Genomic DNA, 2,572 nt, shown 5'->3' on the forward strand with positions numbered 1-2,572 from the left:
TGCGCGAACAGGCCTTCCTGTCGGCCCTGCGCAGCGTGCAGACCCACACGGTGCAACCAGACGGCACCCTGGTCCTGACCGGCCTGGATGACACGGAAATCAGGCTGCGACGGTAGGGTCGGGGGCGGGTTTATCACCCCCGGTGCGCCGAAGCCGTTGAGATGGATGGTTGCGAAACTGTATGCTGCGGCATCTTCCGTTTGCCAATGCACGGGTCATGACCGATACCGCCAGCACCGCCACGCCCGCCGAGATCGACGCCTTCATTCAGCGCTGGACCCCGTCCGGTGGGGCGGAACTGTCGAATTATGGCGACTTCATCGCCGAGTTGTGTGGCCTGATCCGGACGGAACCGCCCCGCCCCACCCTGCCGGACGAGGCGAAGAACAGCTATGTGAAGGAAAAGGCGGTCAGCATCCGCCATCCTGACGGCAGTTCCAGCAGCGGGCGCATCGATTGCTACAAGCAGGGCTGTTTCGTGCTGGAGGCCAAGCAGGGTGTGGATGCGGTGCAGGCCGACCTGCCGCTGCTGGGCCTTACCGGTGACACCGGCCCGCGGCGCAAGGGTCATGGGGTGCGCGGCAGCAAGGGCTGGGACGATGCGATGATCCGGGCGCGCGGTCAGGCGGAAAAATACGCCAAGGCCCTGCCGGAATGGCCACCCTTCCTGATCATCGTCGATGTCGGGCACGAGATACAGTTGTTCGCGGGCTTCAGCCGCACGGGCAAGGACTACACCCATTTCCCCGATGCCAGTTCTTTCCGCATCAAGATGCAGGATTTGCACCGGGCAGAGGTGCGGGCGCGGCTGAAATCGGTCTGGGAAGACCCGATGTCGCTGGACCCCAGCCGCCATGCGGCCAAGGTCACGCGCGATATCGCTGATCGTCTGGCCAAGCTGGCGAAAAGCCTGGAGGCCGACGGGCATTCCGCCCAGAATGTCGCCACCTTCCTGATGCGCTGTCTGTTCACCATGTTCGCGGAGGATGTTGAACTGCTGCCCCGCGACGGCTTCCGACAGGAGCTTGAGGGGCTTCTGGCCCATCCGCAGCATGTGGCCCCCACCCTGCGCGCATTGTGGAAATCCATGGATGAGGGCGGGTTCTGTTCGGTGCTGCGCACGGATGTCCTGCGCTTCAATGGCGGGCTGTTCGCCAAGGCCGAGGCCCTGCCCCTGACAGAGGCGCAATTGCGCCTGTTGATCCAGGCCGCACAGGCCGATTGGCGTGATGTGGAACCGGCCATTTTCGGCACCCTGCTGGAACGCGCGCTGGACGCGCGGGAACGGCACAAGCTGGGCGCGCATTACACGCCCCGCGCCTATGTCGAACGCCTTGTCCTGCCCACGGTCATCGAACCGCTGCGCGAGGAATGGGACGCGGTGAAGACCGGTGCCCTGGGCCAGGATCGCGAGGTCGCGGTGGCGGAGGTGCGCGCCTTTCACGAAAGGCTATGCGCCACCCGCGTTCTGGACCCCGCCTGCGGCACCGGCAACTTCCTGTATGTCACGCTGGAACTGATGAAGCGGCTGGAAGGTGAGGTTCTGGACTTCCTGTCCAACACCCTGGGCGAACGTCAGGACGCGCTGGCGCTGGCCGGTCACACCGTCGATCCGCATCAGTTCTTAGGCATCGAAATCAATCCCCGCGCCGCCGCCATTGCCGAAATGGTGATCTGGATCGGTTACCTGCAATGGCATTTCCGCACCTTCGGCAAGGTCCGCCCCGCCGAACCGATCCTGAAAGACTTCAAGAATATCGAGAACCGCGACGCCATCCTGGCCTATGACCGGGTGGAAGTGGTGAAGGACGAGAAGGGCAAGCCCGTCACGCGCTGGGACGGCGTGACCATGAAGAAGCATCCGGTGACGGGCGAGGATGTGCCCGACGAGAAGGCGCGGGTGGAGGTGCTGAACTATGTGAAGCCACGCCCGGCCAAATGGCCCAAGGCGGACTATATCGTGGGGAATCCGCCGTTTATTGGGAATAAGCGGATGCGGTTGGCATTGGGCGACGGGTATGTGGAGACGTTGCGAAAAATCTACAATGATACTCCCGGATCAATTGACTTTGTAATGTACTGGTGGTTTAAGGCAGCTCAACATTTGTCAAATAGAAGAATTTTTAGATTTGGATTTATTACCACCAACAGCATAACGCAAGGATTCAACAGGAAAGTAATAGAAATTTTTCAGTCAGATCATCGACTTTCAATTTTGTTCGCAGTTCCAGACCACCCCTGGGTTGAATCATCCGATGGCGCTGCTGTGCGGGTGGCCATGACGGTAGCGGGCTTCGGACGACGTGCAGGCCGTCTTTGTCAGGTCACTCACGAAGCGCCTGGAAGTGAGGGAGAAATATCAGTAACTGTAAGTGTATCAGAGAAATTTATATCGTCGAACTTGTCACCTGCCAATGATAATTGGACCTGTGTAGCTCTACAGGCCAACACCGGAATTGCGTTTACGGGAATGTACCCTCTTGGCTCCGGATTCATTGTTGATAGGGAAAAAATTCATGCCGCAACTGGCAGTGATAGAAATGCAGGTAGAGTACTACGACCATTCCTAACA

At 59.8% G+C, this 2,572-nt stretch carries 1 protein-coding gene; it reads left to right on the forward strand.

The window, feature by feature from the left end; genetic code table 11:
• Positions 1-181: 181 nt before the first annotated feature.
• Positions 182-2,572: DNA methyltransferase (locus Q0072_RS14105; RefSeq protein WP_366941816.1), on the forward strand; the 2,391-nt coding region annotated here is incomplete at its 3' end.

Origin of the sequence: Asticcacaulis sp., assembly GCF_027484505.1 — a bacterium.
Taxonomy (GTDB): Bacteria; Pseudomonadota; Alphaproteobacteria; order Caulobacterales; family Caulobacteraceae; genus Asticcacaulis.